The following is a 24,302-nucleotide window of genomic DNA, read 5'->3' as shown; positions in this document are numbered from 1 at the left end:
TCGGACGCAAGTCTCTATCAGATGCCCATTCAGGCTGGACCACAACCAAGCATGCTCTCGACCTTCCGCTGGTTCTTTCTTTCGGTGAAAGGCCGCATCAGCCGGCAGGAATTCGGCCTGGGATTTTTCGGTCTCGTGCTGGTCGACATGCTCATCATTCGCATCGGCGTAAGGCTCGACCACGGTCCGCGGTATTATGACAGCAGCCCGCCCGCCGACGACCTGTCCGTCCTGCGCTTGCTGCTCATGTTGTCGTTGTGGCCGTTCGCCGCGATCCTGGTGAAGCGGCTGCACGACCTCAACGTCTCGGGCTGGTGGGCGCTGACGATCCTCGCCGTTCCCCACCTCGCCGCCGCGCTGCACGTCAAATACTGGGTCCCCTATCTGGCGCTCGTCGCAACGCTGAGCGTGCTGCCGGGATCGAAGGGTGACAACCGGTTCGGCCGCGACCCGCTGGCGCGCGCCGGCATCTAGCGCCCTCCGCCGTGGTTGCGATCAGTCGATCTCCATCGCAGCCAACGCCTCCTTGACGCGCCTCTGAGCGTCCGCGGGCAGCGGCAATATCGGACGTGGAGGCTCGGCCGCGCAGACCCCTCTGAGATTGGCAAGTGCGTAGACAACACGCAGACTGGAATATGTCCTGAACAGATCCCAAATCGGCTGCAGACGCGCGTTGAACTCTCGCGCCCGGGCCGCATCGCCGCTCCTCGCGGCGCGAACGATGTCCACGCAGACCTTCGGGAAGATTCCTGCGACAACGCTGTACCAGGTATCTCCGCCCGCCAGCAGCGCCTCGGTGCAATTCCAGTCGGCGCTGTAACCCAACGCAACGCCGTCCGGAACCACAGCCCGCAATTCCCTGAGATGGCCCGCCACGGTCGAAGCATCCAGCGCCGGACTTTTCACCGCGACGATTCCCTCGACCCGGCTCAGACGGCCGATGAGAGCCGGCGTGAATTGAAAATGAGTCGTTCCGGGATTGTCATAGATGCAGATCGGCAACCCGCTCTCGCGGGCCACGGTTTGAAAATGCTCAAAGACCTCGTCATCGGTTAGCGGGGTATAGGAAACCGCCGCCAACAGGCCCGCCGTCGCGCCGGCATCACGCGCATCTTGAGCCAGCCGCACCGCATCGTCGGTGCGCAGTGCGCCGATGCCAACCAGTATTGGTGTGTTGCCGGCCGCCGAGGCGATGGCCGCTTGCACGGCGCGCCGCCGCTCATCACGGCTGAAATAGGGATATGAGCCGGTACTTCCGAGCAGCCCGACCGAATCCACCTTCGCCGCAATCAAGGGGTCGAGCAAGGCGCGGAGCGCGCCTACATCGACCCGCCCATCCCGGCTCGAAGGTGTTATCGGGAAGGCAGAGAGCCCCTTCAGGCTGATCATCGATTTGTCCCTCGTCGGCAACCGTCGCCGCAACCTGTCGTGCAATCAATCGACACGCCCCGTTGCGCGCAAGGTCCAGTTTCACGCGAACTGGGCCCCAAACTGGTCCAGTGCGCACGTCTTGCAGAGCGAGCGCCCACCGATCGCTATTCGAGCATCGTGGTCAGCTGCGCGCCCTCGTCCGCCACGAACACCGCGATCAGTTCCGCCGGCTCCGTCGTGCTCGCATTGGCCGAGACCATGTGGGTCGAGCCCGGCGGCTCGAAGAAGGACTGGCCGACCTTGAAGGTCTCGACCGGCCCGCCACCGAGCTGGGAGCGGATTTCACCCTTGGTGATGTAGGCCGTCACCGAACCGGAATGGCGGTGCGGCGGCGTGAAGCCACCGGGACCATAGAACACGCGCACCACCGTGACACGCTTGCCCGCCACATTGGGCAGCGCGTGCGAGGTGATGACCTCGACCTTGTCGAGCGGTGACGCCGCATTGGCGCTGGCGCACAGCGGCGCGATCACAGAAGAGATCGCGTCCATCGGGGTCGGCACTGCCTTGCCGATCACGAAGGCGGAGGCCAGTCCCGCGATCACGGCCAGCGCGACCGGCCGCGGCGGCCGCGCGAATGGAAGGGATGGTGTCATTGCCATCGAGGTCATTGCTTTTCTCCCTGTCGGTTGCCGTTTGATCCGCCTCGACGTTACGAAGCCGCCGCGTCTGCACGCTGCCGGCGCGGCGGCGGCGTCCAGCGATAGGCCGCGCCGAACCGGTTCCAGACATTGATCGATGCGATCGCCGAGGTCAGGTAAGTCAGCTCCTGCTCGGAAAATTCGGTGGTGGCCTGCGCATAGACCTCGTCGCTGACGCCGTTCGGCAGGGTCGTCAACGCTTCGGTCCAGGCCAGCGCGGCGCGCTCGCGCGGCGTGAACTGCGGCGCCTCGCGCCACACCACGACGAGGTTCAGCTTGTCGGCGGGCACGCCGAGGCTCTCGCCCTGCAGGATGTGATACTGCACGCAGAACGCGCAGCCGTTGATCTGCGAGGCGCGCAGCTTGACGAGTTCGAGCAGCTGCTTGTCGAGGCCGGCCTTCGCCGCGAACTGGCCGAGCGCGCGCACCGCGGCGAAGACGTCGGGCGCGAGCTTCTCGAAGTCGGTGTATTCCTTGCGGGCATGTGACATTGGCCTAGCCTCATGTTATCAGTGTACTGAGATATTATCAGAGCTCTGATATCGTCGGCAAGATGCGGACATCGGCAAAGGCGGCAGCACGCGACATGGCGGCAATGCGGAAACGAGGCAAATCGGGCACCGCCGAGCGGCGCCCGGTCGGAAAAGCCGCCGGTCGACGGGCCGCAGCGAATGCGGGATCGAGCGCAGGCGACGTCATGTTCGCCCCTTCCGTTCCGGCGCCGGGCGAAGGCAAGCGCGGCGAGCAGGGCTATCTCGCCTATCTGCTGCGTCAGGCCCACGCGGCCTCGCGGCTGTCGATGGAGCGCCAGCTGGGACGGCTCGGCGTCACCTCGCCGCAATTCGTCGTGCTGACGATGCTGAAAGCCTATCCGGGGCTCTCAGGCGCCGATCTGGCTCGCGTCGCGCTGCTGACGCCGCAGACCGTCAGCGTGATCATCCGCAACCTCGAGCGCGACGGCGCGATCGGCAAGACGCCGCACCCCGTCCACGGCCGCGTGTTGCAATGGACCCTGACCGGCCATGGAACCGCGCTGCTGGAGAAATGCCGGCAGATCGCCCAGGCCCAGGAGCGGCGGCTCGCCGCTAGCCTCGACGCGAGGTCGGAGCAAATTGTCCGGCAATGGCTGTCAAAAATCGCCACAGATTTGCAAGATACATAGCTCCTGCGGCGGCGTGGCTTTTGGCTCACCCGATCGGCGCCGCTACACTGGCCCGATGAAACAGCCTGATTCTCCGAAATCCCCTGCCCGCCGCGCCGTCCTGATGGCTGGGCTCGCGGCCGGCGTGGCGCTCGTCAATCCGCTCGGCGCGCTCGCCGCCGCCCCTCCGGGCTTCGACCAGTGGCGCGACAATTTTCGCGCCCGCGCGCTCGCAAAAGGCATTTCGGAGGCGACCTGGAATCGCTGCATGGGGCGGATCGAGCCCGACATGAGCGTGTTCAGGCAGATGCGTAACCAGCCTGAATTCCACGAGCAGATCTGGCAGTACATCAATCGCCGCGTCTCCGACTGGCGGGTCATTCACGGCAAGGAGGCGCTGAAGAAGAACGAGGCGCTGTTCGGCCGGATCGAACGCGACTTCGGCGTCGAGCGCGGCACGCTGCTCGCGCTGTGGGGCGTCGAGTCGGCCTATGGCGATCCGCTGGTGCAGCAGAACCACATGACGCCGGTGTTTCCCTCGCTGGCGGCGCTCGCCTGGAACGAGCCGCGCCGCAAGGCCTATTGGGAGACCGAGCTGATCAACGCGATGAAGATCGTGCAGCGCGGCTGGAGCACGCCTGAGGAGATGAACGGCTCCTGGGCCGGCGCGATGGGTCATTCGCAGTGGATGCCGGAAGTCTGGCTCAATGTCGGCTTCGACTATGACGGCGACGGCAAGGTCTCGCCGTTCGGCCGGCCCGACGACGCGCTGGGCTCGACCGCGAAATATCTCGTCAACCGCGGCAAGTGGCACCGCGGCGAGCATTGGGGCTACGAGGTCCGCGCGCCCGGCGGCGGCACCGGCGGCAGCCGCACCTATGCGGCCTGGGCCAGCGCCGGCGTCGTCAGAGCCGACGGCCAGCCGTTTCCGCAGCCGAACGCATCAGCGCAACTGTGGATCCCGGTCGCGGGGGGCCCGGCCTTCCTGCTCGGTCCGAACTTCAATTCGGTGAAGAGCTACAACCCGTCGATGAACTACGCGCTGGCGATCTGCCATCTCGGCGATCGCTGCCTCGGCGGGCCGCCCTTCATCCAGCCCTTCCCGGGCTCGGAGCGCGCGCTGACGCTCGCCGAGGTGCAGGAGATGCAGACGCGGTTGACCAAGGCCGGCTTCGACACCGGCGGCACCGACGGCCGCGTCGGCAACGACACCATGAAGGCGATCAAGGATTTTCAGATCAAGATGGGCCTGTTGCCCGCCGACGGTTACGGCGGGCTCAAGGTGCTGGCGCGGCTACGGCAAGGCGGGTAGCCATCATGCGATCCGCGTAGCCCGGGTGAGCGAAAGCGATACCCGGGGACGCATTTCCCGCATATCGCTCCGCTCATGCGGGCTACGACAGTTCGCTCCTACCGGCTCGCAGGCTGCCGCACGACGCCGCCGGCATTCATGCCGCCGTCGATCACGAGCTCGCTGCCTGTGACGTAACGCGACGCGTCGGAAGCGAGATAGAGCACGCCCTGGGCGATCTCGATGGCCTGGCCGGCGCGGCCCAGCGGTGTTGCGAACCTCGCGCGCTCCTCCGGATCGATCGGCGCGTTCTGGCCGGCGCCGGTCGCGCCGGTCGGGATCTTGCCCCAGATCGGCGTGTCGATGATGCCGGGATGCACCGAGTTGACGCGGATGCCGTCGCCGATCTGCGCGCATTCCATCGCGATCGACTTGGCGAACAGCCGCACCGCGCCCTTCGTCGCGCTGTAGCCGGAGAGCGTCGCCGCGCCGCGCAGGCCGGCCAGCGACGACATCATGATGATGGAGCCGCCGCCATGCTTGCGCATCAGCGGCAGCGAGTGCTTCACCGACAGGAATACGCCGTCGATATTGATGGCGGTCTGGCGGCGCCAGTCCGCGAGCGACATCTCGACAATCGAGGGCGCTCCGATGCCGATGCCGGCATTCGAGACCATGATATCGAGGCGGCCATGGCGCTTGCCGATCTCACTGATGATTTCGATCCAGCGCTCCTCGCTGGTGACGTCCTGCGGCAAGAAGGTCACGTTCCGCCCGGCCTTGGTGAGCCGCGCGGCGAGCTCGGGTCCCCTCAACTCATCGATATCGGTCGCAATAACGGTCGCGCCTTCCTGCGCGAGCAATTCAACGATGGCCTCGCCAATGCCCGATGCGCCGCCGGTCACCAGCGCGACCTTGCCTTCAACCTGTCCTGACATGTCCTCTCCCAACGTTTCTTATCGGATCACCGTCGGGCCCTGATCCGGCACCGCGACGTCGAGGACACGGAATTGCACACGTTCGGTGCCTTGCCAACGGTCGACCGCAAGAGAGCCCGCCACGTGCAATTGCTGGCCGCGATTTTGCGTCAAGGCGCTGCCGAGCTTCTGTCCGACGGAGCGGAAGGCGATACCGTTGACGATGGAGCCGTCGCCGGACTTGAAACGCAGCCGCAGATGCGCCTGCCCGACCTCGTCGGCATAGACCAGCTGATGCGACGGCAGCGCGATCACCGGCTCCGGATTGGCGCTGCCGAATGGACCCGCGCGATTGAGCGTCGCGGCGAACTCCGGCGTCACCGCGCGCGCGCTCACGGCGCCATCGATGAACAGCTCGTTCTCGTGCCGCGAATTGGCGACGTCGGCCGCCAGCGCGCTCTCCATGTAAGCGCGGAATTCGGCGAGCTTCTCCTTGCGCAGCGTGACGCCGGCCGCCATCGCGTGCCCGCCGCCCTTCATCAAAAGGCCGTCGTGCACCGCCTGCCGCACCGCCTTGCCGAGATCGACGCCGCCGATCGAGCGGCCCGATCCGGTGCCGATGCCGCCGGGCTCCAGCGCGATCGCGAACGCAGGACGCGCGAACTTCTCCTTCAGCCGCGCCGCCACAAGCCCGACCACGCCGGGATGCCAGCCTTCCGCCGCGGTGACGATGACAGCGCCCTTGTCCTCGAGCCCGAGCGAAGCCAGCGCCTCGGCCTCGGCCTGCGCCTCGGCCGCCTGCTCGATCACGCGCCGTTCGGCATTGAGGCGATCGAGCTCGGCCGCGATCCGCGCAGCTTCCGAGATATCGCCTTCGAGCAATAGCCGCACGCCGAGATCGGCGCGCCCGATCCGGCCGCCGGCATTGATGCGCGGTCCCAGCATGAAGCCGAGATGCCAGGCCTCCGGCGGGCCGTTCAGGCGCGCGACATCCATCAGCGCGGTGTGGCCGACATGGTCGCGGCGACGCATCGCGATCAGGCCCTTGGCGACGAAGGCCCGGTTGAGCCCGATCAGCGGCGCGACGTCGGCCACGGTGCCGAGCGCGACGTGATGCAGCACGCTGAGCAGGTCCGGCTCCGGCATCTCGCCGGTCCAGAAGCCGCGCTGGCGCAGTTCGCGATTCACCGCGACCAAGGTCACCAGCACGAGGCCGACCGCTGCGAGATGGCCGAGCCCGGAGAGATCGTCGGGCCGGTTCGGATTCACCAGTGCATCGACCTCGGGCAACACATCGCCGGTCTGGTGATGATCGATCACGACGACCGACATCCCGAGCTTCCTGGCTTCCGCCAGCGGCTCGATGCTGGTGGTGCCGCAATCGACCGTGACCAGCAGCGTCGCGCCCTTCGCCGCCAGCGCACGCACGGCGTCGACGTTCGGCCCGTAGCCTTCGAAAATGCGGTCGGGAATGTGGATCAGCGGGTCCAGCCCGCAGTGGCGCAGATGCCAGGTCAGCAGCGCGGCCGACGTCGCACCGTCGACATCATAGTCGCCGAAGATCGCAACCTTCTCAACGCGCACCGCGGCATCCGCGATGCGCTTGGCCGCGTGCTCCATCTCGGTGACCGTGTGAGGATCCGGCATCAGCTTGCGGATGGTCGGGTCGAGGAAGTCGGGAACCTCGTCGATCCCGACGTCGCGCCCCGCCAGCACGCGCGCCAGCATTTCCGGCAATTGATAGCGCTGCACGATCGCGAGCGCCCGCGCCGCCCCGCGCGCATCCAGCCGGTCGCGCCAGAGTTTTCCGGTCAGCGACCGCGTCACGCCGAGGAACGCCTGTGGCGCCTCGACGGGCAGTGCGGATGCGTGCAGCGTCATGAGCCCTTCCGAACAGAGCGTTTTCAAGCGAAGTGGGCACCGGTTCGCGTGAAGAAAACGCGTCAAACAAAAATCCGGAACATCGGTCCTGATCCAATCAGGGCCGATGCGTCCGGCAGGAATCGTAACGCTTCGATGATTTGTGGACCAGTTCTAGCAGCCCATTCGGCTGGCGATTTCCCCGAAATCCTTGGCCACGATGTCCCACTCGCCGGTGGCCTCGAAATCGTACTTCTGCAGCGGACCGTATTCGGTCGGACGCGCCACGAAGGCGGTCTTCAGGCCGAGCTTCTGCGCGTGCTTCAGGTCGTAATTGTGGGCGGCGACCATCATCACCTGCTCCGGCGGCAGGCAGAGCAGCTTCGCGGCGCCGAGATAGGTTTCCGGATCGGGCTTGTAGTGCTCGAACAGTTCGGCCGACATCACGAGGTCCCAGGGTAGGCCTGCGAACTTCGCCATGTTGGTGAGCAGCGCGACGTTGCCGTTGGAGAGCGGCGAGATGATGTATTTGGTCTTCAGCCGGGTCAGGCCGGCGACGCTGTCGGGCCACCCGTGCAGGCGATGCCAGCCCAGCGTCAGATGCTGCAAATCGGCCTCACTCAGCCCCTTGATGTCGAATTGCGCGACGAGTTTTTCCAGCGAGCGGCGGTGCAATACGTCGAGGATGACGTAGCCGTTCTGCGGGTTCTTGCGCACCTCGTCCATCGAGGCCGCATAGACCGCGCGCCAGCCATCGACCAGCGCGGTCCAATCGGCCTTGATGCCGCGCGTCTCGCCCCATCTGGTGAAGTCGTTGATCAGGCTGGTGCGCCAGTCGACCACGGTCCCGAACACGTCGAACACCAGCGCCTTGACCCCGGACAGATCGGACATGCGCGTCTCCCTTGTTGTTGTTTTTGGTCCGTCGTTCCGGGGCGATGCGAAGCATCGAACCCGGAACCTCGAGATTCCGGGTTCGCGCTTCGCGCACCCCGGAATGACGGTTGTTGTAGGCTCGTCCTCAGTCCAGGTGGAATTTCTCGAGCTGCCGATGCTCGGCCTTGATGTAGCGCACGGTGCCGGTGACCGAGCGCATCACGACCGTCTCGGTCTCGATCACGTCCTTCTTGAATTTCACGCCGGTCAGCAGCGAGCCGGTGGTGACGCCGGTAGCGGCGAACAGGCAGTCGCCCTTGGCCATGTCCTCGATGCCGTAGATCATCTTCGGATCGGTGACGCCCATCTTGTGCGCGCGCTCGCGCTTCTCCTCGGTGTCGAGGATCAGGCGGCACTGCATCTGGCCGCCGATGCAGCGCAGCGCGACCGCCGCGAGCACGCCCTCGGGCGCGCCGCCGGTGCCGATATACATGTCGACGCCGGTCTCATCGGGCTTGGCGCAGTGAATGACGCCGGCGACGTCGCCGTCGGTGATCAGCTGCACGGCAGCGCCGGTCGAACGCACGCTGTTGATGATGTCGGCATGGCGCGGACGATCGAGCACCAGCACGTTGATGGCGGTCGGGTCGACGCCCTTGGCCTTGGCGAGCCGGCGGACATTGTCGGCCGGCGGCGCGTCGAGTTCGATCACATTCTTGGCGTAGCCCGGGCCGATCGCGATCTTCTGCATGTAGACGTCGGGCGCGTGCAGCAGCGTGCCGCCATCGGCCATCGCCATGGTGGCGATCGAGCCCGGCATGTTCTTGGCGCACAACGTGGTGCCCTCGAGCGGGTCGACCGCGATGTCGACCTTGGGGCCGGCATTGAGGCCGACCTTCTCGCCGATGAACAGCATCGGCGCCTCGTCGCGCTCACCCTCGCCGATTACGACCGTCCCCTCGATCGGCAGCTTGTTGAGCTCGCGCCGCATCGCGTCGACCGCGGCCTTGTCGGCGGCCTTCTCCTGGCCGTGGCCACGCAGCCGCGCGGCCGACACCGCAGCGCGCTCCGTCACGCGCACGATTTCGAGCGTCAGGATGCGCTCGAGCAGCATCTGCGGCGGAACGGAAATATGGGTCGACATCGGCGTACTCCTTAAGCCTCTGGGACAGGCCAGCCTGCCCGCATCAATCGTCTCACGCCCGACCCGTTCAGGCCATGCGCTAGTTTTTCTCGATCCGGATCACCTGCGGCCGGCCGCTGATGACCTTATCGCGCTGCACTGCGGCCAGCGCACGATGCACGGCATCCTCGCTGGTCGCATAGGTAATCAGAATGACCGGGACCGGTGAAGGTTTTTTGGCCGCACCGTTCACATCGACGCCATCCGGGTGCCGTTGCACGATGGATTCCAGAGATATCTTCTGTTCCGCCAGCCGGGTGGCGATTGTTGCGGCAGTGCCTGCAAGATCACGCGCCATCAGGCGGATATAATAGCCGCCTTCATGGCGTTCCATCGGCGCCTTGGTGGTGTCGCGCAACCGCTCCACCGGACGGCCGAACGGCTTGGCGCGGATGCCGCGGGCGACGTCGGCGATGTCGGCGACCACGGCGGAGGCCGTCGCGCCGCCGCCGGCGCCCGGCCCCACCAGCGTGATCGGCGGAATCCCCTCGCCGTCGATCGCGACAGCGTTGGTGACGCCCATCACCTGCGCGATCGAGGATGATTTCGGCACCATGGTCGGATGCACGCGCTGCTCAATGCCCTTTGCCGTGCGCACCGCGACACCGAGCAGCTTGACGCGGTAACCGAGTTCCGCGGCGGCCTTGAGGTCTTCCGGCGTGATCGAGGAGATGCCTTCGACGTAAACCGCGCTTTCCGCGACCTTGGTTCCGAAGGCGAGGCTGGCCAGGATCGCGAGCTTCTGCGCGGTGTCATGACCATCGACGTCGAACGACGGGGTGGCTTCGGCATAGCCGAGACGCTGGGCGTCCTTCAGACACTCCTCGAACGACAGGCCCTCCTGCTCCATCCGGGTCAGGATGTAATTGCAGGTGCCGTTGAGGATGCCGTAGACGCGGTTGACGCTGGTGCCGGCGAGGCCCTCACGCAGCGTCTTGATGACCGGGATCGCCGCACCGACCGCCGCCTCGAAATTCAGCGCGCCGCCGTGCTTCTCGGCAGCCGCGGCGAGACGCAGTCCATGCTTGGCGATCAGCGCCTTGTTGGCGGTGACGACCGACTTGCCGGCCTTCAGCGCGGTCTCGATCGCGGACAGCGCGGGATCGCCGGCGCCGCCCATCAATTCGACGAAGCAGTCGATATCGGGATCTTCGGCGAGCGCCTCGGGGCTCTTCGCCCAGGCGATGCCGCGCAGGTCGAGGCCGCGCTTCTTGGCTTTCGAGCGCGCCGTGACCGCGACGACGCGAACGCCGCGGCCGCTGCGCTCGGCCAGCGCACGTCCTTGCGTTTCGATGAGGCGGACGACATCGGCACCGACGGTGCCGAGCCCCGCTATGCCCACGTTCAGGGGTGCGACCATGGATTTAAGGGACCTGGAGATTAAGCAACCTGGAAGGATTAGCGTCGGTTGGCGAGAGGAACGACGTTGTGCAACGTTTCGATGCCGCTTTCAAGGAAGCGGCGCACGCCGCGCGCGGCCTGCCGGATGCGCTGCTCGTTCTCCACCATCGCGATGCGGACATAGCCCTCGCCATGTTCGCCGAACGCCACGCCGGGCGACACCACGACGCCGGATTTCTCCACCATCAGGGTCGCGAACTGCATGCTGCCGACCGCCTCGAACGCCTTGGGCAGCGGCGCCCAGGCGAACATCGAGGCCTGCGGCGGCGGAATGTCCCAGCCGGCGCGACCAAATGACTCGACCAGCGCATCGCGGCGCTTGCGGTAGGTGTCGCGCATCTCGCGGATGCAGTCGTCGGGACCGTTCAGCGCCGCGGTCGCCGCCACCTGGACCGGCGTGAACGCGCCGTAATCGAGATAGGATTTGACCCGCGCCAGCGCCGCGATGATCCGCTCATTGCCGACCGCAAAGCCCATGCGCCAGCCGGCCATCGAGAACGTCTTCGACATCGAGGTGAACTCGACGGTGACGTCGATCGCGCCGGGCACCTGCAGCACCGACGGCGGCGGATTGTTCTCGTCGAAATAAACCTCGGCATAGGCGAGATCGGACAGGATGAAGATGTCGTGCTTCTTCGCGAACGCGACGAGATCCTTGTAGAAGTCGAGGTCCGCGACGTAGGCGGTCGGGTTCGACGGATAGCAGACGATCAGCGCGATCGGCTTCGGGATCGAATGGATGATCGCCCGCTCGACCGCCTCGAAGAACTGCGGCGTCGGCTCCGAGGGCACCGAGCGGATCACGCCGCCCGCCATCAGGAAGCCGAAGGCATGGATCGGGTAGCTCGGATTGGGGCACAGCACGACGTCGCCCGGCGCCGTGATCGCCTGCGCGACGTTGGCAAACCCCTCCTTCGAGCCAAGCGTCGCAACCACCTGGGTGTCGGGGTTGAGCTTGACGCCGAAGCGGCGCGCATAATAGGCGGCCTGGGCCTTGCGCAGGCCGTTGATGCCGCGCGAGGCCGAGTAGCGGTCGGTCCGCGGCTTGCCCAGCGTCTCCTTGAGCTTCTCGATCACATGCGGCGGGGTGGGCAGGTCCGGGTTCCCCATGCCCATGTCGATGATGTCGGCCCCGGCGTTGCGCGCGGCCGCCTTGGCCTGGTTGACCTTCTCAAAGACATAAGGCGGCAGACGGCGAATGCGGTAAAAATCTTCCATGGGACCCTTGCTCCGACAACCGCGATGCCAGAATCGACCCCCTTGGCGTAGTTTGCGGAAGCCGGCTCGGCCTCTGACAGAAATCGCACTGAATCAATGACTTAGAGCGAATTCAGGCGCACGATCTGGGGGCTACTGCCGGATCTGCGGTTGAACTGGGTTTCTTTTAGCACGGACACCGGGCGGCGCCAGCGCTGATCGGCCGTTTGTCGGGCGCTACTTCCCGCTTTGGGCAGCCGTCGAGGCCTGGCGCGCGCGCGCGGCAATCAGCTCCTGCTCGATCTTGGCCTGGTCCGCCGGCTTGATCGTCGGATCGGCGCGGTCGGGCGGAAGATCATGGACCGGCAGGTAGCCGGCGGCGTCCTTCTCGCGCGCCGGCGCATCGGCCGGCATCGTCATATCGGCGATCGTGCTCGAGCACCCGCTCAGCGCCACCAACGACGCGAGCAGCACTGCGGCCGCGAGCCCCCTGTTCATTCGATCGATCGGCATGCGCCGAATTGTCCCCAACAAGCTAGCGCGCACGTCGCACGTTGCCGACACGGGTCGCACTGGTACGAGCCTTGCAGCGTCCCCGCTGCGTTAATTTCGACTTTAGCGTTTCAAACCATTGTCGCCCGAAACGCTTAAAGCGGAAACACCAAAAGCGACCCCTGAGGCTTCAATATGACGGAACAAAGATTTTTTCTCGCACCGCAACAGAGCGAAATGCTGGATTTTGACTGATTTGCGTTGCCGCACCGCGCGATGACGCCCTCCAAACGACGCGATATTGTACCTCAGATGAGCAACGTTAGTACCGACACCCAGGCCACCCCGAAATTCAACGCCGAAGCCTTCGCCATGAACATCGCGCGGGCGATGGAGAGCAGCGGCCAGGCGCTGGCAGCATATCTCAAGCCGCGCCAGACCGGAGAAGTCCGGGACAAGCCGCCGAATGAGCTCGGTGAGGTCATCAAGACCTTCAGCGTGATCGCCGAATACTGGCTGTCCGACAAGGAGCGCGCCTCGTCGCTGCAGATGCAGCTCGGCAAGGACTATCTCGATCTCTGGGGCGCGGCGGTGCGCCGCATGGCAGGCGAGGCCGATGCCAAGCCGGCGATCGCCCCGGCCCCGCGCGACAAGCGCTTCCAGGATCCGGAATGGAAGTCGAACCAGTTCTTCGACTTCATCCTGCAGCTCTATTTGCTGACCGCGAAATGGGCGCAGCAGCTGGTCCATGACGCCGACGGGATCGATCCCCACACGCGCAAGAAGGCCGAATTCTACGTCCAGCAGATCACCAACGCGCTGGCGCCGTCGAATTTCGTGCTGACCAATCCGGAGGTGCTGCGCGCCACCGTCGAGACCAATGGCGACAATCTGGTGCGCGGCATGAAGATGCTGGCCGAGGATATCGAGGCCGGCCACGGCACGCTGCGGATCCGCCAGTCCGACTCGAGCAATCTCGAGGTCGGCGTCAACATGGCGACGACGCCGGGCAAGGTGATCTTCCAGAACGAGCTGATGCAGCTGATCCAGTATTCGCCGGCGACCGAGAACGTGCTGCGCACGCCGCTGCTGATCGTGCCGCCCTGGATCAACAAGTTCTACATCCTCGATCTGCGCCCCGAGAAATCCTACATCAAATGGTGCGTCGACCAGGGCATCACGGTGTTCGTGATCTCCTGGGTCAATCCGGACAAGGAGCTCGGCAAGAAGACCTGGGCCGACTACATGACCGAAGGCCCGCTGACGGCGATGGACGTCATCGAGAAGGTCACCGGCGAGATGAAGGTGCATACCGCCGGCTATTGCGTCGGCGGCACCCTGCTCGCCTCGACGCTCGCCTATCTCGCCGAGAAGCGCCGCCAGCGCGTGACGTCGGCGACGTTCTTTGCCGCGCAGGTCGACTTCACCCATGCCGGCGATCTCCTGGTGTTCGTCGACGAGGACCAGATCTCGGCGCTCGAACGCGACATGCAGGAATCCGGCGTGCTCGAGGGCAGCAAGATGGCGATGGCCTTCAACATGCTGCGCTCGAACGACCTGATCTGGTCGTATGTCGTGAACAATTATCTGAAAGGCCAGACGCCGTCCTCGTTCGACCTGCTGCACTGGAATTCGGATGCGACGCGGATGCCGTCGTCGAACCACTCCTACTACCTGCGCAACTGCTATCTGGAGAACCGGCTGTCGACCGGCACCATGGTGCTGGACAACACGCTGCTCGATCTGTCGAAGGTGAAGGTGCCGGTCTACAACCTCGCCGCCCGCGAGGATCACATCGCGCCGGCGGAATCGGTGCTCTACGGTTCGCAGTTCTTCGGCGGCCCGGTGAGATATGTGCTGTCCGGCTCCGGCCATATCGCCGGTGTGGTCAATCCGCCCGCGTCGAACAAGTACCAGTACTGGACCAACGACAACATCAAGGACATGAAGCTCGCCGACTGGCTGAAGGCCGCCGAGGAGCACAAGGGCTCGTGGTGGCCCGACTGGCGCGGCTGGCTGGAAAGCCATGACCCGGAGACGGTCCCGGCGCGCATGGTCGGCTCCAACGGCACGCAGGTGCTCGAGGACGCCCCGGGCAGCTATGTCCGCGTCCGCGCGTAGCGCCAACTCTTCCGCTCAGCTATAAACAGACGGTCCCGACGGTCGGGAATCGAATTCACGTGAGGGGGAGACGATGACGCGCGAACTGTTCTGGCTGTCACTGACGGTGATCCTGACCGGGCTGTTGTGGATCCCCTACATCATCAACCGCTGCCAGGTGCGCGGCCTCTCCGCCGCCATGGGCAACCCCTCGCGCAACGACAAGCCGCACGCGGAATGGGCCAACCGGCTGATGTTCGCCCATGACAACGCGGTCGAGAACCTCGTGATCTTCGCGCCGCTGGTCCTGATCCTCAACGCGGCCGACTATTCCACCAAATGGACCGTGCTCGCCTGCGCCGTCTATTTCTGGGCCCGCCTCGCCCACCTGATCGTGTACACGCTCGGCCTGCCGGTGTTCCGCACCCTGGCCTTTACGGTCGGCTTCCTCGCCCAGGCGGTGCTGGCGCTCGCGATCTTCAAAGTCGTCTGAGCTCCGACTTCCCGCCGGTTGCGGCGACAGCCGCGCCGGCGCGGCATCAACTAGCCGCCCTTGCGCACCACGATGTGCAGCATCGTCGCGGGCGCCTCGTCAAAGCTCTTGATCTCGCTGGTGTCGGACGAGACTTGCGTCCACGCCCCTGACGCGGCGTAGGTCGCAGCGAGCCAGTCCGCCGCGGGATAATTGTAGTAGCGGCCGATGCTGTCGCGGCCATCGCCATGGCCGATCTTGTAGCTCGCGTAGAAAACGCCACCGGGTTTCAGCGCCCGATGATGCCGGCCAATTCGTCGCGCGGCACGTGCAGCAGGCAGGCGCTGGCCCAGACGCCGTCATAGGCTTCGCGGTCCTCGAGCTCATCGAACAGCATCGCCTCGACGGGATGTTTGATGCGGCGCGCCGCGACCTCGGCCATCTCGGGCGACCCGTCGGTCGCACGCAGCACAAAGCCTTCGGCGAGCATGACGGCGGCATGATTGCCGGCGCCGCAACCGAGTTCGAGGATCGCGCCGCCCGGCGGCAGCAGCTTCAGAAAGCCGATCAGCCGGGTGGACGGGGCTTTCGCCCACCCGGCATAGGCCTCGGCATTGCGCCGATAGAACTGCAGCGTGGCGTCGTCCACGATCCGCGTCGCCGTCAGCTGTCGGCCAGCCCGAGCATCAGCCGCATGTTCTGGACCGCGGCACCCGAGGCGCCCTTGCCCAGATTGTCGAGCCGCGCGACCAGCACCGCCTGGCGGTGCTTGTCGCTGGCGAAGACGTAGAGCTCGAGCTGGTTGGTCTCGTTGAGCGCCTCCGGCTCGAGCCGCCCGCCCTTGGCGGCCTCGTTCTGCAGCGGCATCACCGAGACATATTTGCTGCCCGCGTACCACTTCGCGAGAACAGCCTGCAGGTCGGCACCGGTCACCTTGCCCGGCAGCGCGTCGAGTTGCAGCGGCACCGAGACCAGCATGCCCTGCCGGTAGTTGCCGACCGACGGGATGAAGATCGGCCTTCGCGTCAGATGCGAGTAGAGCTGCATCTCCGGCACGTGCTTGTGCTCGAAGCCGAGGCCGTAGAGTTCGAAGGCCGGCGCCGAGCCGTCCTCGAAGCTGGCGATCATCGACTTGCCGCCGCCCGAATAGCCGCTCACCGCGTTGACGGTGACGGGATAATCCGCCGGCAGCACGCCGGCATCGACGATCGGCCGCAGCAGCGCGATCGCGCCGGTCGGATAGCAACCCGGATTGGAGACCTTCTTCGCGTTACGGATCTTGTCGGCCTGGTCGGGCGCGAGCTCGGGGAAACCGTATGCCCAGTCGGGCGCAACGCGATAGGCCGTCGAGGCGTCGAGCACTTTCGGCGCGGCATTGCCCATCGTGTCGATCAGCGCCACGGTCTCCTTGGCGGCCTCGTCAGGCAGGCAGAGGATCACGAGATCCACCTCCTCCATCAGCGCGCGCTTTGCGCCGGCGTCCTTCCGCTTGTCCTCGGCGATGTGCTTCACCGCGACGTCGCCGATCGCGTGCAGCCGTTCCTGGATACCGAGGCCGGTGGTGCCTGAGCCGCCATCGACGAACACGGTGGCCTTGGTCGCACCGCTCCTGGTTTTCGGTTGGTTGGTGTCGGTGAGGGTCATGGCACGTTCCTTTCGAGCTCGTTCGTTTCGTTTAACACATCTGGCCGCGCCTGCGCCGCCAACGGGGATGAGCAGTTATCCTTAGATTGAGCGCCCCTCGCCAGCGACAACAACCCCCGCTCATGGAAACAGCGCGATCTGCTCCAGTCCGGTGGTTTCGGGCAAGCCGAACATCAGGTTCATGTTCTGGATCGCCTGTCCGGCCGAACCCTTCACAAGATTATCGAGCGTCGAGAGCACGATGGCGCGGTTCTTGATCCGGTCGGCGACGACGCCGATCTGAACATAATTCGAACCACGCACGTTCTGCGTCTGTGGCAGCACACCCTTCTTCGTCACATATACGAACGGCTCGTTGGCGTAGGCCCTTTCCAGCTCGGCGCGCAAATCGTCCGGCGTAGCCCCGTTGAGCTTGACATAGGATGTGCAGAACTCACCCCGCGCCATCGGAATGAGATGCGGGGTGAAGTTCACCGTCACAGCCGAGCCAGCGGCCGCGCCAATCTCCTGCTCAATCTCCGCCGAGTGTCGATGGCTTCCGATCGAATAGGGCGACAACCCTTCGCCGGCCTCGCTGAACAGCGTGTTCTGCTTCAGTCCGCGTCCGGCGCCGGTGACGCCCGACTTTGCGTCGATGATGATGTCGTCGACGTCAATCAGCTTTGCCTTCGCCAGCGGAACAAGCGCCAGCAGCACCGCCGTCGGATAGCAGCCGGGACAGGCTACCAGCCGCGCGGCCGTGACCTCCTCCCGGTAGAGTTCGGTCAGCCCATAGACCGCCTCGTCCTGCAATTCGAGCGCCCGGTGCTCATGCCCGTACCATTGCGCGTAGCTGTCTTTGTTGCGCAGCCGGAAATCCGCGGACATATCGAGGATCTTGATTCTGGGATTGGCTTTCAGCACCGCGGCGATGATCTCTTGCGTCGTCCCGTGCGGCAGTCCGCAGAACACGGCATCGAGCCGCGTCCAGTCGACCTTTTCCCATTCCACGAGTTTTGGCAGGTCGAGCATGAAGAAGTGAGGAAACACCTCGCTCATCGTCTTGCCGGCATGGGTGTTAGCGGTAAGCGCGGTGATTTCGGCATTCGGGTGCCGCGCCAACAGGCGCACCGCGTCGGCGCCGGTGTAGCCGGACGCGCCCAAAATTCCGATTTTCTTCTTCGTCATTGCTCGCTCCTCGGAAGCGTAGTCATCTCGGTCTGTATCAGCGCGAAAGCCTGCGGGCGCACCTCGCGCATCAAGGCCGCGATGTCCTGGGCACCGGCTTCGGCCTGCAAAGCGAGCGTGTTGCCGACCGCCGCGAAATCGGTTTCAGACTTGTGCTGGTTCAGCTTGAAGCTGCCCTCCACCTCTTCCACCATCATCTCGAGACCCACGATGGCCTTCTTCATGGTTTCCAGCCTCGCGGCGGTCATCTTGCCCGACACCCACGGCTTTTTCGGCAGCAGCCGGTCCTCGAACTTGGCGCTCAGCGCGTCGATCTGAACGGCAAGCTCGTCATCCGACAACGTCCGCACCGGCCCGGTCAGATGCACCGCCTGATAGAGCCAGGTCGGCACCTGATCGGGTGACACGTAACAGTCCGGCGAAACATAGGCGTCGGCGCCGGTAACGGCCAGCAGCCAAGGTGACCCGCCCGCCAGCTTTACCAGCGGATTGTGACGGGCAACATGAAACAGCGCCCGCGGCGTCCCGTCGGCGGCGTAAGTCAAGTAGAACGGGAGCGCGGAGGCGATCGGCTTGCCGCCGTCCCACGCGCAGGCCATGCCGAAACCACGCGCTTCCGCGAAGGCAAGGCTCGCGGCACGGTCAGGCTTGAAGGGCGGTGGCGTATACATTGTCAAAGCTCCTGCATGACGAAGGAGCCGCCAGATCGAACCGCGTGTCTTTTTCAGGAGAGCGCCGCGGGATCGGGTCCGGCGGCAGAGGCGATGGTCTTAAACGCGAGCGACCGCCCATACCGCGATAATGCGGCGGCGGCGGGCAATGATGATGGTCGCGGCGTTGATCATGGGCGCGGCTATAAGGCCGCGCCCCCTTGACGTCAAGATTTGCTTTCGTCATTCCGGCGCGCGCGCCTTGCGCGCGAACCACAGATGCGCAATTGCGCATCGGGGAATCCAGAGGTTGCGGCGCGAGATTCCGGGTTCGATGCTTACGCATCGCCCCGGAATGACACCTTAAATCGCCGGATTCCACGGTGCCGGCACGACGCGATAGCCGCTGCCGTCCTTCACCACATGGCCGAGGCCCGGGAACGGATAGTGGAAGCCCTGCACCTGGAGCCGCTCGGCAACCACCATGTCGTAGATGCGGCGGCGGGTCTTCTCCGCCACGTCGCCGTCCTGGTCGAAGAACGCATGCCAGCCGGGGTTGGTCGCGAACAGGTTCGGATTGTTGGTGACATCGGACTGGATGAAGACCTTGTCCGGGCCCGAGGCCAGCACGTAGGAGGTGTGGCCCGGCGTGTGGCCGACGGTCTCGACCGAGGTCAGGCCCGGCGCGATCTCCTTGCCCCACTCGTACGGCGTGACCTTCTTCTTCAGGCCGGCTTCGAAGATATTGCGGTTGTTCTTGAACAGGCCCTGCATGCGGCCGGCCGGCGCCCGGCTCATCTCGCCGTCGTCCATCCAGAACTTCCACTCGGTCGCCGGCACCAGCACCTCGGCATTCGGGAATGCCGGCGTGCCTTCGGCGGTCAAGAGGCCGTTCACGTGGTCGCCGTGGAAGTGCGAGATCACGACCATGTCGACATTCCTGGGATCGAAGCCGGCGGCGACGAAATTGTCGGCGAACAGGCCATTGGCGCCCTTCGTGCTGGCCTTCGCCAGCGCGCCATTGCCGGTGTCGATCACCACCAGCTTGCCGCCGGTGTTGAGCACCAGCGGTGCGAACCAGATCGTCATCATGTCGCGCGGCATGAACGCCTTCTCCAGCGCCGCGTTGACGTCGTCCCGCTTCGCATTGGGGATGAAGGAGTCTTCCAGCTTGAAGACATTCTTGCCATCGGACACAACGGTGACGAGGATGTCACCGACCTTGTAACGATAGAAGCTCGGCGCCTGCTTGTCGGCAACCGGCGCCACAGCGCCCGCAGGAACGGTTGATAGCAACGGTGCGGCGGCGATGCCGGCAGCGCCGGCGAGAGCATGACGTCGTGTCAATTCCATGTGCTGTCCTTCCCAGTGAAACTGCGCCCGATGAATTCGCGCCCGGTGGGCGCGGTTGTATCAGCGTTTCGATACTCGCGCGATGCCGACAGCGCGAGCGGTTACCCTCCCGCCTAACCCCTGCAGGTCGGCCTTATTCCGGAGCTTGCTACACCACCCGCCACACCCACTCGATGGCATGGGCAATGACGTCGCCGAACAGCAGCAGTGCCGCCGACCAGACCAGCGCGGAGACGAAATTGGCGATCTGGAATTGCCAGTACGACATCTCGAAAATGCCGGCCGCAAGCGGCACCGAGGCGCGCAGTGGACCGAAGAAGCGGCCGATGAAGATGCTGGGCACGCCCCAGCTCTTCACGAAGGCCTCGCCCCGCGGCAGGATCTCCGGGTAGCGCGACAGGGGCCACATCTGCGCGACCTGCTCCTTGTAGCGATAGCCGAACCAGTAGGAGACCCAGTCGCCGAGCGCGGCACCAACGCCGCCCGCGATCCAGATCGGCCAGAAGCTGATCCCGCTGACGCCGATCAGGGCGCCGATCGCGACCAGCGCGCCCCAGGCCGGAACCAGCAATGAAATGAAGGCGAGCGATTCAGCGAACGCCAGCAGCATGACGATCGGAGCGGCCCAGGCCTGGTGGTGCCGCACGAATTCGGCCAGGGCCCGCGCAAGGTCTTCCATCTCGTCGTGTGCCTTCCCGCTCCGTTGAACCTCGAATGAACCTTTCTAGCGGCACGCAGCCTAAGAACAGGTAAGCCAGCCGATTGCGTGACATCAAGTCACAAAGGCGGGGATCGACCGTGATTTCCCGTAAGGCCCCTGAGGTCCAGGTTGGCATCTCCCTCACAAGAAAAAGGAATGACTGGATGATCGGATCGCTGATGATGTGCGTGAGCGTTCTCGTCCTGCTGTTCGGAATGCTCGCGGGCATCGCCATGGGTATCCAGCACGACTTCACGTTGGGACCGGCGCATGCGCATCTCAATCTGGTCGGCGGCGTGCTGCTGTTCCTGTTCGGCCTCTACTACCGGCTGGTGCCGGAAGCGGGCAGCATGCTGCTCGCCAGAATCCAGGGCTGGCTGCATATCGTCGGCGGCGTCCTGTTCCCGGCCGGCGTGGCCGCCGTGCTGCTGAAGGGACCGTCGTTCGAGGCGGCGCCGATCGTCGGGTCACTGCTGGTGGTCGCCGCCATGGTTCTGTTCACGGTCATTGTAATCCGCACCTCGCAGGCGTAATCGCGGTTTCCTATCTATGGGGATGGCCGGGCTCCAGGGCGCGGCCGTCCCCATTGGCAGCCCATCCGTGGCATAGTCAGAGCAACCGATTCGCCGCGCCGTGACCGGCGCGCCACTTGAAGAACCATGGCCAAATCATTGAAGTCGAACGCCAAAAGTAAATCTGCCGACGATCTGTTCGGAGCCCCGGAACTGAAGGGACGCGCCCCGGCGAAGGCTGCTTCGCGATCCGCTGGAAGCGCCGAAGCCGGCTATACGGCGGCTGACATCGAGGTGCTGGAAGGGCTGGAACCGGTCCGCCGGCGCCCCGGCATGTATATCGGCGGCACCGACGAGAAGGCCCTGCACCACCTGTTCGCCGAGGTGATCGACAACTGCATGGATGAGGCGCTGGCGGGCCACGCCACCTTCATCGACGTGGAGCTGACCGCCGATGGCTTCCTGACCGTGACCGACAATGGCCGCGGCATTCCGGTCGACCCGCATCCGAAATTCCCGAAGAAGTCGGCGCTCGAAGTCATCATGTGCACGCTGCACTCGGGCGGCAAGTTCGACTCCAAGGTCTACGAGACCTCGGGCGGCTTGCACGGTGTCGGTGTCTCCGTGGTCAACGCCCTCTCCTCGCGGCTCGAGGTCGAGGTTGCGCGCAGCGGGCAGTTGCATCGCATGACCTTCGAGCGCGGCCACCCCAAGGGCAAGCTCGAAGACCTCGGCAAGGTCAACAACCGCCGCGGCACGCGCATCCGCTTCAAGCCGGACACCGACATTTTCGGCGCCAAGGCGGCTTTCAAGCCGCAGCGTCTGTTCAAGATGACGCGCTCGAAGGCCTATCTGTTCGGCGGCGTCGAGATTCGCTGGCACTGCGACCAGGAGCTCCTGAAGGGCGTCGAAGACGTCCCGTCGGAAGCCAAGTTCCACTTCCCCGGCGGACTGAAGGATTATCTGGCCGCGGCGATCCACGCCGATACGCTGGTGCATCAGGATATCTTCTCCGGCAAATCCGGCCGCAGCGGCGCGCATGGCGCCTGCGAATGGGCCGTGGCCTGGACGGCCGATGCCGACGGCTTCCTGTCGTCCTACACCAACACGGTGCCGACGCCCGATGGCGGTACGCATGAATCCGGCCTGCGCAGCGCATTGTTGCGCGGTCTGAAGGACCACGCCGAACGCGCGGGCCAGGGCAAGCGCGCGGCGTCCATCACCTCGGAAGACGTGATGGTGGGCGCGGCCGTGATGCTCTCGGTGTTCGTGCGCGAGCCTGAATTCCAGGGCCAAACGAAGGACCGCCTCGCCACCGCCGAAGCGCAGCGCATCGTCGAACAGGCGATGAAGGATCCGTTCGACCACTGGCTGTCAGGCAATCCGAACCAGGCCAACCGGCTGCTCGATTTCGTGATCGATCGCGCCGAGGAGCGGCTGCGCCGCCGCCAGGAAAAGGAGACCGCGCGCAAGACGGCCGGCAAGAAACTGCGTCTGCCCGGCAAGCTCGCCGACTGCTCCGACGCCGGTACCGAAGGCTCTGAGCTCTTCATCGTCGAAGGTGACTCGGCCGGCGGCAGCGCCAAGCAGGCGCGCGACCGCAAGACGCAGGCCGTGCTGCCGCTGCGCGGCAAGATCCTCAACGTCGCCTCTGCCGGCAAGGACAAGCTGACCGCCAACGCGCAGCTCTCCGACCTCGTGCAGGCGATCGGCTGCGGCACGCTCGCGCATTACCGCGAAGAGGATCTGCGCTACCAGCGCATCATCATCATGACCGACGCCGACGTCGACGGGGCGCACATCGCATCGCTCCTGATCACCTTCTTCTACCGGCAGATGCCGCGGCTGATCGACGAAGGGCACCTCTATCTGGCGGTTCCGCCACTCTACAAGCTGAAGCACGGCACCAAGTCGATCTACGCCCGCGACGACGCGCACAAGGACGAGCTGCTGAAGAGCGAGTTCAACGCCAACGCCAAGGTCGAGGTGAACCGCTTCAAAGGCCTCGGCGAGATGATGCCGGCGCAGCTGAAGGAAACCACGATGGATCCGGCCAAGCGCACGCTGCTGCGCGTGGTGCTACTGGCCGACGATCGCGAGGGCACCGCCGACTCGGTCGAGCGGCTGATGGGCACCAAGGCCGAAGCCCGCTTCGCCTTCATTTCCGACAAGGCCGAATTCGCCAGCGACGACCTACTCGACGTCTAGGCCCAACCGATTGATCTGAAATGAATTTCCGGCCGCCCCCAGATTGGGGCGGCCGTTGCCATTTTGCCCGTTCGGAGAGCCCCAGTGGCTTCGTTTTCGGCCGGATGTGTCTCACCAGCAACAGCATTTCCGGCGGAACCACGTATAGTTCGACCATGAGTTTCGGGAATCGGTGCCAGCGCACTCCCCTGAGCGACCTGATCGAACGCTAGTCGAGGATTTGGATATGAAGAAGATTTTGCTCGCTCTGACCGCGGTTGCTGCGATGACGGCATCGGCGTCGGCTGCCGATCTGGCCGCCCGCCCCTACACCAAGGCTCCTGCCCCGGTTCCGGTCGCTCCGAGCTGGACCGGCTTCTACATCTTCGGCGGTGGCGGCGGCGGCGTCTGGGATGCTGACACGGGCGTCCAGTCGACCGTGACGGGTGCGCCGATCCTCGGCTTCAACCAGCGCCAAGGCGGCGATGGCTGGTACGGCACCGTCGGCGCCGGTTACGACTGGCAGACCGCCAACAGCTGGGTCATCGGCGTGTTCGCCGACGGTCAGTTCGGCAGCCTGAAGGGCACCATCCAGGATCAGGGTCCGTTCGTCGCCGGCAACATCAAGAACGACTACAGCTGGGCGGCTGGTGCGCGCCTCGGCTACCTGATCGCGCCGAACGTCCTGTCCTACGTCAACGCCGGTTACTCCAGCTCGCACTGGAAGGGCACCACGCTGTTCAACACCGCGAGCGCGCTTCCCTCGGGTCTGCACACCAACGACTTCGATCGCGGCGGCTGGTTCGTCGGCGGCGGCGTCGAGAACAACCTGAACATCTTCGGCATCACCGCGCCGGGCTGGTTCATGAAGACCGAGTATCGCGCCGCTTACTACGACAACAAGAACATCTCGGAGCTGGTCGACGGCACCAACATCTCGAACGGCCGCGACATCACCTTCAAGCCGCTTGTCCAGACCATCAGCACCTCGCTGGTCTACCGTTTCAACTGGACCGGTCCCGTTGTCGCCAAGTACTGAGCTGCGTACTGATCCCTGCTGAGATAGCAGACCAAAAGCCCCGGCATT

Annotated in this window: 23 protein-coding genes and 1 pseudogene; 8 read left to right on the top strand and 16 right to left on the bottom strand. The window is 65.1% G+C overall.

The features are described from left to right. Positions 1-51: 51 nt before the first annotated feature. Positions 52-474, top strand: a complete 423-nt coding sequence (locus tag ACVI1L_RS33425; protein ID WP_159109549.1) for a DUF805 domain-containing protein — start codon at positions 52-54, stop codon at positions 472-474. 21 nt (positions 475-495) lie between these two features. Here the strand turns inward: ACVI1L_RS33425 and ACVI1L_RS33420 are convergent, their stop codons facing one another. The 3 genes from ACVI1L_RS33420 to ACVI1L_RS33410 all read right to left on the bottom strand — a co-directional run bounded on the left by ACVI1L_RS33420 (position 496) and on the right by ACVI1L_RS33410 (position 2,563). Beyond that, positions 496-1,389 (bottom strand): dihydrodipicolinate synthase family protein, encoded by an 894-nt coding sequence (locus ACVI1L_RS33420; RefSeq protein ID WP_141341095.1) that lies wholly within the window; start codon positions 1,387-1,389, stop codon positions 496-498. Positions 1,390-1,535: 146 nt separating this feature from the next. Beyond that, complete coding sequence (locus ACVI1L_RS33415; protein ID WP_229162440.1) at positions 1,536-2,042, bottom strand: cupin domain-containing protein; 507 nt, start codon at positions 2,040-2,042, stop codon at positions 1,536-1,538. A gap of 41 nt (positions 2,043-2,083) precedes the next feature. Further along, entirely contained in the window at positions 2,084-2,563 is a 480-nt protein-coding gene (locus ACVI1L_RS33410; RefSeq protein ID WP_057018579.1) for a carboxymuconolactone decarboxylase family protein, read from the bottom strand. 206 nt (positions 2,564-2,769) lie between these two features. Between ACVI1L_RS33410 and ACVI1L_RS33405 the strand changes: the two genes are divergently transcribed. Both ACVI1L_RS33405 and ACVI1L_RS33400 read left to right on the top strand, forming a co-directional pair. Next, entirely contained in the window at positions 2,770-3,234 is a 465-nt protein-coding gene (locus ACVI1L_RS33405) for a MarR family winged helix-turn-helix transcriptional regulator (RefSeq protein ID WP_245311608.1), read from the top strand. A gap of 55 nt (positions 3,235-3,289) precedes the next feature. Beyond that, the gene (locus ACVI1L_RS33400) at positions 3,290-4,525 is read left to right on the top strand and encodes a lytic murein transglycosylase (RefSeq protein WP_057018581.1); all 1,236 of its coding nucleotides are present in this window, start codon (positions 3,290-3,292) and stop codon (positions 4,523-4,525) included. 98 nt (positions 4,526-4,623) lie between these two features. On the opposite strand, the gene ACVI1L_RS33395 is transcribed toward ACVI1L_RS33400, so the two are convergent. From ACVI1L_RS33395 to ACVI1L_RS33365, 7 genes are all read right to left on the bottom strand, one after another. Further along, positions 4,624-5,442 (bottom strand): SDR family NAD(P)-dependent oxidoreductase, encoded by an 819-nt coding sequence (locus ACVI1L_RS33395; protein ID WP_076828684.1) that lies wholly within the window; start codon positions 5,440-5,442, stop codon positions 4,624-4,626. 18 nt (positions 5,443-5,460) lie between these two features. After that, positions 5,461-7,302 (bottom strand): single-stranded-DNA-specific exonuclease RecJ, encoded by a 1,842-nt coding sequence (gene recJ, locus ACVI1L_RS33390; protein WP_456784821.1) that lies wholly within the window; start codon positions 7,300-7,302, stop codon positions 5,461-5,463. Positions 7,303-7,455: 153 nt separating this feature from the next. Continuing rightward, positions 7,456-8,175: a haloacid dehalogenase type II gene (locus tag ACVI1L_RS33385; protein ID WP_057018584.1), complete on the bottom strand. Its 720-nt coding sequence runs from the start codon at positions 8,173-8,175 to the stop codon at positions 7,456-7,458. Between the two features lie 127 nt (positions 8,176-8,302). Then, positions 8,303-9,301, bottom strand: a complete 999-nt coding sequence (glpX, locus tag ACVI1L_RS33380) for a class II fructose-bisphosphatase (protein WP_050420275.1) — start codon at positions 9,299-9,301, stop codon at positions 8,303-8,305. Positions 9,302-9,380: 79 nt separating this feature from the next. Beyond that, positions 9,381-10,700: a homoserine dehydrogenase gene (locus ACVI1L_RS33375; RefSeq protein ID WP_456784819.1), complete on the bottom strand. Its 1,320-nt coding sequence runs from the start codon at positions 10,698-10,700 to the stop codon at positions 9,381-9,383. Positions 10,701-10,738: 38 nt separating this feature from the next. Beyond that, the gene (locus ACVI1L_RS33370; RefSeq protein ID WP_016842955.1) at positions 10,739-11,959 is read right to left on the bottom strand and encodes an LL-diaminopimelate aminotransferase; all 1,221 of its coding nucleotides are present in this window, start codon (positions 11,957-11,959) and stop codon (positions 10,739-10,741) included. Between the two features lie 216 nt (positions 11,960-12,175). Next, on the bottom strand, positions 12,176-12,451 hold the full coding sequence (locus tag ACVI1L_RS33365; protein WP_057018586.1) for a hypothetical protein: 276 nt from the start codon (positions 12,449-12,451) through the stop codon (positions 12,176-12,178). 291 nt (positions 12,452-12,742) lie between these two features. Between ACVI1L_RS33365 and ACVI1L_RS33360 the strand changes: the two genes are divergently transcribed. Both ACVI1L_RS33360 and ACVI1L_RS33355 read left to right on the top strand, forming a co-directional pair. Then, positions 12,743-14,551 (top strand): PHA/PHB synthase family protein, encoded by a 1,809-nt coding sequence (locus ACVI1L_RS33360; RefSeq protein ID WP_456784817.1) that lies wholly within the window; start codon positions 12,743-12,745, stop codon positions 14,549-14,551. Between the two features lie 73 nt (positions 14,552-14,624). After that, positions 14,625-15,023 (top strand): MAPEG family protein, encoded by a 399-nt coding sequence (locus tag ACVI1L_RS33355; RefSeq protein ID WP_316397214.1) that lies wholly within the window; start codon positions 14,625-14,627, stop codon positions 15,021-15,023. 50 nt (positions 15,024-15,073) lie between these two features. On the opposite strand, the pseudogene ACVI1L_RS33350 reads toward ACVI1L_RS33355, so the two are convergent. From ACVI1L_RS33350 to ACVI1L_RS33325, 6 genes and pseudogenes are all read right to left on the bottom strand, one after another. Next, positions 15,074-15,651 (bottom strand): annotated as a pseudogene (locus tag ACVI1L_RS33350) (class I SAM-dependent methyltransferase). Positions 15,652-15,665: 14 nt separating this feature from the next. Further along, positions 15,666-16,646, bottom strand: a complete 981-nt coding sequence (argC, locus tag ACVI1L_RS33345; protein WP_456784815.1) for an N-acetyl-gamma-glutamyl-phosphate reductase — start codon at positions 16,644-16,646, stop codon at positions 15,666-15,668. A gap of 120 nt (positions 16,647-16,766) precedes the next feature. Next, positions 16,767-17,813 (bottom strand): N-acetyl-gamma-glutamyl-phosphate reductase, encoded by a 1,047-nt coding sequence (gene argC, locus ACVI1L_RS33340; protein ID WP_057018591.1) that lies wholly within the window; start codon positions 17,811-17,813, stop codon positions 16,767-16,769. After that, positions 17,810-18,484 carry an FMN-binding negative transcriptional regulator gene (locus tag ACVI1L_RS33335; RefSeq protein ID WP_456784813.1) on the bottom strand — a complete coding sequence of 225 codons (675 nt, stop codon included), beginning with the start codon at positions 18,482-18,484 and terminating at the stop codon, positions 17,810-17,812. The genes argC (ACVI1L_RS33340) and ACVI1L_RS33335 overlap by 4 nt, the downstream gene beginning before the upstream one ends. A 342-nt stretch (positions 18,485-18,826) precedes the next feature. Continuing rightward, entirely contained in the window at positions 18,827-19,816 is a 990-nt protein-coding gene (locus ACVI1L_RS33330; RefSeq protein ID WP_057018593.1) for an MBL fold metallo-hydrolase, read from the bottom strand. A gap of 148 nt (positions 19,817-19,964) precedes the next feature. Beyond that, positions 19,965-20,495: a DedA family protein gene (locus ACVI1L_RS33325; RefSeq protein ID WP_028332199.1), complete on the bottom strand. Its 531-nt coding sequence runs from the start codon at positions 20,493-20,495 to the stop codon at positions 19,965-19,967. A 185-nt stretch (positions 20,496-20,680) separates the two neighbouring features. On the opposite strand from ACVI1L_RS33325, the gene ACVI1L_RS33320 reads away from it, so the two are divergent. The 3 genes from ACVI1L_RS33320 (at position 20,681) to ACVI1L_RS33310 (ending at position 24,254) form a co-directional block, all read left to right on the top strand. After that, the gene (locus ACVI1L_RS33320; RefSeq protein WP_456784811.1) at positions 20,681-21,049 is read left to right on the top strand and encodes a hypothetical protein; all 369 of its coding nucleotides are present in this window, start codon (positions 20,681-20,683) and stop codon (positions 21,047-21,049) included. A 126-nt stretch (positions 21,050-21,175) separates the two neighbouring features. Further along, entirely contained in the window at positions 21,176-23,236 is a 2,061-nt protein-coding gene (gene parE / locus ACVI1L_RS33315; protein WP_316397211.1) for a DNA topoisomerase IV subunit B, read from the top strand. Between the two features lie 226 nt (positions 23,237-23,462). Then, the gene (locus ACVI1L_RS33310; RefSeq protein ID WP_028332202.1) at positions 23,463-24,254 is read left to right on the top strand and encodes an outer membrane protein; all 792 of its coding nucleotides are present in this window, start codon (positions 23,463-23,465) and stop codon (positions 24,252-24,254) included. Positions 24,255-24,302 lie beyond the last annotated feature (48 nt).

Source organism: Bradyrhizobium sp. USDA 4516 (genome assembly GCF_054055915.1).
The sequence above is the reverse complement of the archived record's forward strand: the minus strand, read 5'-3'. Positions and strand labels throughout refer to the sequence as shown.

Excerpts from the sequence above, each read along its gene's own strand:
- ACVI1L_RS33370 (WP_016842955.1), bottom strand. The coding sequence starts at position 11,959 with ATGGAAGATTTTTACCGCATTCGCCGTCTGCCGCCTTATGTCTTTGAG.
- ACVI1L_RS33385 (WP_057018584.1), bottom strand. The coding sequence starts at position 8,175 with ATGTCCGATCTGTCCGGGGTCAAGGCGCTGGTGTTCGACGTGTTCGGG.
- ACVI1L_RS33405 (WP_245311608.1), top strand. The coding sequence starts at position 2,770 with ATGTTCGCCCCTTCCGTTCCGGCGCCGGGCGAAGGCAAGCGCGGCGAG.
- argC (WP_057018591.1), bottom strand. The coding sequence starts at position 17,813 with ATGACGAAGAAGAAAATCGGAATTTTGGGCGCGTCCGGCTACACCGGC.
- argC (WP_456784815.1), bottom strand. The coding sequence starts at position 16,646 with ATGACCCTCACCGACACCAACCAACCGAAAACCAGGAGCGGTGCGACC.
- ACVI1L_RS33425 (WP_159109549.1), top strand. The coding sequence starts at position 52 with ATGCTCTCGACCTTCCGCTGGTTCTTTCTTTCGGTGAAAGGCCGCATC.
- ACVI1L_RS33365 (WP_057018586.1), bottom strand. The coding sequence starts at position 12,451 with ATGCCGATCGATCGAATGAACAGGGGGCTCGCGGCCGCAGTGCTGCTC.
- ACVI1L_RS33335 (WP_456784813.1), bottom strand. The coding sequence starts at position 18,484 with ATGTATACGCCACCGCCCTTCAAGCCTGACCGTGCCGCGAGCCTTGCC.
- ACVI1L_RS33320 (WP_456784811.1), top strand. The coding sequence starts at position 20,681 with ATGATCGGATCGCTGATGATGTGCGTGAGCGTTCTCGTCCTGCTGTTC.
- ACVI1L_RS33375 (WP_456784819.1), bottom strand. The coding sequence starts at position 10,700 with ATGGTCGCACCCCTGAACGTGGGCATAGCGGGGCTCGGCACCGTCGGT.
- ACVI1L_RS33355 (WP_316397214.1), top strand. The coding sequence starts at position 14,625 with ATGACGCGCGAACTGTTCTGGCTGTCACTGACGGTGATCCTGACCGGG.
- ACVI1L_RS33420 (WP_141341095.1), bottom strand. The coding sequence starts at position 1,389 with ATGATCAGCCTGAAGGGGCTCTCTGCCTTCCCGATAACACCTTCGAGC.
- recJ (WP_456784821.1), bottom strand. The coding sequence starts at position 7,302 with ATGACGCTGCACGCATCCGCACTGCCCGTCGAGGCGCCACAGGCGTTC.
- ACVI1L_RS33395 (WP_076828684.1), bottom strand. The coding sequence starts at position 5,442 with ATGTCAGGACAGGTTGAAGGCAAGGTCGCGCTGGTGACCGGCGGCGCA.
- parE (WP_316397211.1), top strand. The coding sequence starts at position 21,176 with ATGGCCAAATCATTGAAGTCGAACGCCAAAAGTAAATCTGCCGACGAT.
- ACVI1L_RS33360 (WP_456784817.1), top strand. The coding sequence starts at position 12,743 with ATGAGCAACGTTAGTACCGACACCCAGGCCACCCCGAAATTCAACGCC.
- ACVI1L_RS33400 (WP_057018581.1), top strand. The coding sequence starts at position 3,290 with ATGAAACAGCCTGATTCTCCGAAATCCCCTGCCCGCCGCGCCGTCCTG.
- ACVI1L_RS33410 (WP_057018579.1), bottom strand. The coding sequence starts at position 2,563 with ATGTCACATGCCCGCAAGGAATACACCGACTTCGAGAAGCTCGCGCCC.
- ACVI1L_RS33330 (WP_057018593.1), bottom strand. The coding sequence starts at position 19,816 with ATGGAATTGACACGACGTCATGCTCTCGCCGGCGCTGCCGGCATCGCC.
- glpX (WP_050420275.1), bottom strand. The coding sequence starts at position 9,301 with ATGTCGACCCATATTTCCGTTCCGCCGCAGATGCTGCTCGAGCGCATC.
- ACVI1L_RS33415 (WP_229162440.1), bottom strand. The coding sequence starts at position 2,042 with ATGACCTCGATGGCAATGACACCATCCCTTCCATTCGCGCGGCCGCCG.
- ACVI1L_RS33325 (WP_028332199.1), bottom strand. The coding sequence starts at position 20,495 with ATGGAAGACCTTGCGCGGGCCCTGGCCGAATTCGTGCGGCACCACCAG.
- ACVI1L_RS33310 (WP_028332202.1), top strand. The coding sequence starts at position 23,463 with ATGAAGAAGATTTTGCTCGCTCTGACCGCGGTTGCTGCGATGACGGCA.